Origin of the sequence: Kibdelosporangium persicum (assembly GCF_013280595.1) — a bacterium.
GTDB lineage: Bacteria > Actinomycetota > Actinomycetes > Mycobacteriales > Pseudonocardiaceae > Kibdelosporangium > Kibdelosporangium persicum.
The window spans coordinates 1-3,616 of record NZ_JAAATY010000079.1 but is presented as its reverse complement, the minus strand read 5'-3'; the positions used below and the strand labels follow the sequence as shown (position 1 = coordinate 3,616).

Sequence of the window (3,616 nt, the reverse complement as noted above, 5' to 3'; positions counted from 1 at the left end):
GCCTCGTCGCAGGCGATCACCCAACCAGCCAACACCGCGATCACCGTGGTCGCGCCGTTCACCGGCCAGGACATCGACGCCGACTTCGTCGTCCGGGTCGCCGAACAAGCCCGCGCGGTCGGCGCCGAACAAGCCGCCGCGGCCGAACGCCGCGCCGCCGAAGCACTCGACGCCGCCCGGCTAGCCCAAGAAGCCGCCGACCGGGCCGCCGCGGAAGTCAAACCCGCCTACGACGCCGCCGCAGCCGCCGCCAAATCCTCAGCGGCAGCCGCCCGCTCCGCCGCCGACGCCCAAAAAGCAGCCGCCGACGCAGCAGCCGACGGCGCCGCCGCCCGGGCCGCGGCAGCTCGCGCCAACCAGGCCGACGCCCAAGCCCGCGAAGACGCCCGCATCGCACGCAACGCGGCCAACACCGCAGCCCACGACGCCGCCCTCGCCGGACGATCCGCCGCCGCGGCCGAACACGACGCCGCAGCCGCCCGCTCCGCCGCCACCAAAGCCGAAGCCGACGCCGCCGCAGCACGAGGAGCCGCCGACCGCGCCGAAACCGACGCCACCGCAGCAGCCGCCGCAGCCGACAGCGCCCAACAACACGCCGACAACGCCGCCGAAGCAGCCAAAAACGCCTACAACGCCGCCGTCGAAGCAGGCAAAGCAGCCGACCGCGCCGAAGAAGCCGCCCGCAAGGCGGAGGAGGAGAGGCGACGTCAGCAAGCTGGCTCGATCGACGAAGGCGCCGCTGGTCTTTCCGAGGACGAGCGCGACATGCTGAGGTACCAAGGCGGCGACGAACTTATCGAGCAGTACGAAAGAGCCATGGCAGACGCCAACAAGGGCGTTATCGACTTCATCAAGGAGCACGGCGGTCAAGTCCTTCTCGAGCTCATCGGTGAACCTGAAGCCAAGAAATGCTTTGGTGAAGGCGACGTAATCAGCTGCCTGTGGACAGTGGTCAACGTCGGCTCTTTGCTGTTGCTCATCGCCAAGATCCCTGCGGTCGCGGCGGCGATCACCAAGATCGCTGGTGGCCTCGCGAAGTTCCTCGAAGGCGCGGCAGCGGGCAAGGGCCTGCTCAACCGCCTGCGCAATGGCCTCGCCGACATCAAGCGGATCCCGTGCAACTGCTTCCCAGCAGGCACACCGGTGGCGGTCGCGAACGGGTCGAAGCCAATTGAACAGATCGCTGTCGGCGACCACGTGTGGGCACGCCAGATCTCCACCGGGCGCTCGCAACTGCGACGGGTGGAGGGACTGTTCAACAAACATGCTACCGAGATGTTGACCATCTCAGTAGGCGAGAACGTTCATGTCACGCCGCAGCACCCATTCTGGGTCGTCGGCAAGGGATGGGTCGACGCGGGCAAAGTCGCCGTCGGCGACCAGTTCCAATCCCTCAGCGGCGGGAAGCCGGTCGTCGAAGCCGTCACCGTGCAGCCGGTCGTCACGACGGTCTACAACTTCGAGGTCGAAGGCGACCACAACTACTACATCACCAAGGCACAACTACTCGTCCACAACTGTGACGTCAAGTCACTGATCAAGAATGACAGCTTCTTGGTGAAAGCGGCCGAGAAGGCCGGCAGCGACCAGAAGGTGCAGAAGGAACTTGACGAGCTGATCGGCAAGTTCATGAGCGGCAACAAGAACCCCGGTCTCGGTACGTCCCCTCTTCCGGGGACAGGATTGTCCTACTTGCGAGGAAGGGATGGTGGCCGAGTCTTCTTCAGGATCAACAGCGAAGGCGCTATGGAGGTTGTGGCGAAGGCGAGCAAGGCGAATGAGGATCAAGTAATCGCGAGATTGAAGGAACTGTACGGTAAGTAGTATGCACAGGATCACCACAAACAGCCTGACGCTGGAAGTCGCGCTGGGGGATGATGACCCAGCGACCGTGGCCAACGCGGACGTCTGGATCACTCTGCCTGACGGCACCAAGTGGTCGGCTACGTTTCTCACCTACGCTGAGGTCGGTCGGATCATGCAACGTTGGCGAGATACGGGCGAGTGCCTGGACGGTCGTTACTTCCGAGTCGGGCCAGACCTGGTGATCATCGGTTCACCCGGTGTGCAGGAGATGCTCGCGGTGGCGACGGAGCTCGTCGCCACCGGCGAATACAAGCACGCCCTGTATCGGGTAAACGAAACCTGAGTGCCCGTTCGCCCGTCGAAGTTGAGCGGGCGGTGGAGTTGCGGATCTTGTCCGAGCAGTTCTCAGGGTAAACCGAACTGCTCGGACAGATCGATGCGTAGCGTCCGCATCGAGGTGCGAGAACGGCAGCCACGAGCGTAGCTTGGATGCACTTCAGCCGAATCACGCAGCAGGTACCAGTCGTGCTGCGTCCTGCCGCGAGCCCATGTGGGCTCGTCAGGGCGGCGTGAAGGCCTCCATCAATTCGCGCACCGACACCGCACGCTTGAAGCGTGGGTAGGCAGTGTGGGAGATCAACGCCAGCCTTGTGCGTGCTGAAAACCTTATCTACGCAGGTCAAACGGCGTGTCGGTACTCGTGGATGGCTCCGCCGAGACGGTCCTGTCGGCGTACGGCGAGGCGGTCGATCCGGTCAGGTTCGAGCGCCTGGGGCCGGGCGCGCAGCGGTGCCGTAGCGACGAGTGATCGGTGGGTTCGGTGCAGGTTGTAGTGCCGCTCGTACTCACGCAGCGCGTGTCGGAGATGGGTCTCATTCCATATCAGCGTGCGGTCCAGCAGTTCCGCGCGGAGTGTCTTCACCCAGCGTTCGATGATGCGTTCATACGGGGCATCCGGACACCGGTCAGCACGCAGGACCGAAAACCCTGCGTTACCGGCTGATGCATGTCGCCGCGCGGATCACCCGTGTTGCTCGCCGCACGTGGCTGCGTATCAACCAGCACTGGCCCTGGCGACACGAGATAGCCACCGCGTTCGCCCGGCTGACCGACTCGCGTCCGCGCAGTACTTGCAGTTGGTGCTCGGCATGAGCTCGCTCACCGCGGCGCTGTGGTCGGCGCCCAGCTTCGTCGGAATGGCAGCAGGCACCACTGCCGCCGCCGCATTGGCCAGGAGGATACGTCTTGGTCTGGTCATCATCGGTGCGCTGGTGCTCGCGGCCAGCGGGCTCGCGCTCATCAGCGGCGTGCGGGTGGACAGCGGGCTGGCGGTCCTGGTGACCGGGAGCACGGCCATGGCCGCCAGTGTCGGCGCGGTCGTCGCGCTTGCCACGGACCTGGTCGTGGCCAGCGCACCACCGGAGCGGGCGGGCAGCGCCTCGGCGCTGTCGGAGACCGGCACCGAACTCGGGGGCGCCCTGGGGATGGCGGTCCTCGGCAGTGTCGATGTGGCCGTGTACCGGGCAGAACTCACCGACACCATGCCAGCCGGCCTGCCACCGGAAACGGCCGCCGCCGCCCGTGACACCCTCGGCGCCGCCGTCGCCACGGAGGCCGACCTGCCGCGGCAGACCGTTACACGGCTAGCTGTATGAGGCCATGACGTTGGTGACGCCGGTGCGCAGCCGGGTGGCTGGTGGCTGGTTTCCGGCGGCAGTGTGGGGTCGATGGTAGTTGTAGTGCACATTCCAGACCGTGAGGGCGGTTGTGCGTTGTTGTTCGCTGGTCCAGGTGCGGGCGTAGAGGAATT

5 protein-coding genes and 1 pseudogene are annotated in these 3,616 nt (G+C 65.7%); 4 read left to right on the top strand and 2 right to left on the bottom strand.

Annotation, left to right across the window (positions count from 1 at the left end):
- A partial coding sequence (locus tag GC106_RS46905) for a polymorphic toxin-type HINT domain-containing protein (RefSeq protein WP_217281867.1) occupies positions 1-1,824 on the top strand: 1,824 nt, incomplete at its 5' end.
- Between the two features lies 1 nt (position 1,825).
- Positions 1,826-2,149, top strand: a complete 324-nt coding sequence (locus GC106_RS46900; protein WP_173142669.1) for a hypothetical protein — start codon at positions 1,826-1,828, stop codon at positions 2,147-2,149.
- A gap of 504 nt (positions 2,150-2,653) precedes the next feature.
- Here GC106_RS46900 and GC106_RS49655 read toward each other — a convergent pair.
- Positions 2,654-2,728 (bottom strand): annotated as a pseudogene (locus GC106_RS49655) (hypothetical protein); the annotation flags it as partial.
- A gap of 80 nt (positions 2,729-2,808) precedes the next feature.
- On the opposite strand from GC106_RS49655, the gene GC106_RS46890 reads away from it, so the two are divergent.
- Together GC106_RS46890 and GC106_RS46885 are read left to right on the top strand one after the other, a co-directional pair.
- On the top strand, positions 2,809-2,958 hold the full coding sequence (locus GC106_RS46890; protein ID WP_217281866.1) for a transposase: 150 nt from the start codon (positions 2,809-2,811) through the stop codon (positions 2,956-2,958).
- The gene (locus GC106_RS46885; RefSeq protein WP_173142668.1) at positions 2,955-3,461 is read left to right on the top strand and encodes an MFS transporter; all 507 of its coding nucleotides are present in this window, start codon (positions 2,955-2,957) and stop codon (positions 3,459-3,461) included. The genes GC106_RS46890 and GC106_RS46885 overlap by 4 nt, the downstream gene beginning before the upstream one ends.
- On the opposite strand, the gene GC106_RS46880 is transcribed toward GC106_RS46885, so the two are convergent.
- The coding region (locus GC106_RS46880; protein WP_173142667.1) for an integrase core domain-containing protein at positions 3,450-3,616 on the bottom strand (167 nt) is incomplete at its 5' end. The genes GC106_RS46885 and GC106_RS46880 overlap by 12 nt on opposite strands.

Coding starts and splice junctions, on each gene's coding strand:
- GC106_RS46890 (WP_217281866.1), top strand. CDS start 2,809: ATGCATGTCGCCGCGCGGATCACCCGTGTTGCTCGCCGCACGTGGCTG.
- GC106_RS46885 (WP_173142668.1), top strand. CDS start 2,955: ATGAGCTCGCTCACCGCGGCGCTGTGGTCGGCGCCCAGCTTCGTCGGA.
- GC106_RS46900 (WP_173142669.1), top strand. CDS start 1,826: ATGCACAGGATCACCACAAACAGCCTGACGCTGGAAGTCGCGCTGGGG.